Here is a 663-nt window from a genome sequence, read left to right as displayed (position 1 = left end):
TCCAGTAAACGATTCAGCACTTTGGTTTGCTCTGGACTCAGATCGTCATGACAGTGCCGCAACCAGAAAAATGTCTTGGCGAGAGAACGATCAATCACCTGTAATGCCAGCTCTATGGAGTAATCCAGTGTGTCGAGGAACCAACAGATCCAGGAGGTAATATCTAGCGGCCCCCTCTGCGCTGACTCAAGCGCCCGATAGTAGTGCTCCCGCCGTTCGAGAATAGCAACTGACATGGCATATAGCCGAATGCTGTGGCTGTCAGCCTGTGACAGCGCGAGATCGGTCAGTGCCCGCGTGAGCCGCCCATTACCATCATCAACGGGATGCAGGGTCACGAACCAGAAATGGATGATTGCCGCACGAAGAAGGGGATCCATCGTGGGATCATGCCGAGTCTGGTTAAACCAGCGGATGAACTCGGCCAGTTGATCGTCCAGAGTTGCTCTGGGCGGTGCCTCAAAATGCACGGTGGGGCGATCAACACGTCCAGAGACAACCTGCATCGGCTCATCTCCTCGCATCTGACCTACGTTCAGTCGCTGCACCGACCATTCGTTGACGGGGAACAACCAACGATGCCATTGATAAAGCCTCTCAATCGTCAACCGTTGTTCATGGTTGTCGATGGCATCCAGCATCATGGCCGCGAGCCCCTCTGAG

1 protein-coding gene is annotated in these 663 nt (G+C 54.6%); it reads right to left on the bottom strand.

Annotation, left to right across the window (positions count from 1 at the left end; all coding sequences use genetic code 11):
- A partial coding sequence (locus AACR77_RS14715; protein WP_231563259.1) for a Fic family protein occupies positions 1-644 on the bottom strand: 644 nt, incomplete at its 3' end.
- Between the last annotated feature and the right edge of the window lie 19 nt (positions 645-663).

The sequence above is a fragment of the Aeromonas sp. ZOR0002 genome (assembly GCF_963866995.1).
Classification (GTDB): Bacteria; Pseudomonadota; Gammaproteobacteria; order Enterobacterales; family Aeromonadaceae; genus Aeromonas; species Aeromonas caviae.
This window is presented reverse-complemented; position numbering and strand designations above follow the sequence as displayed.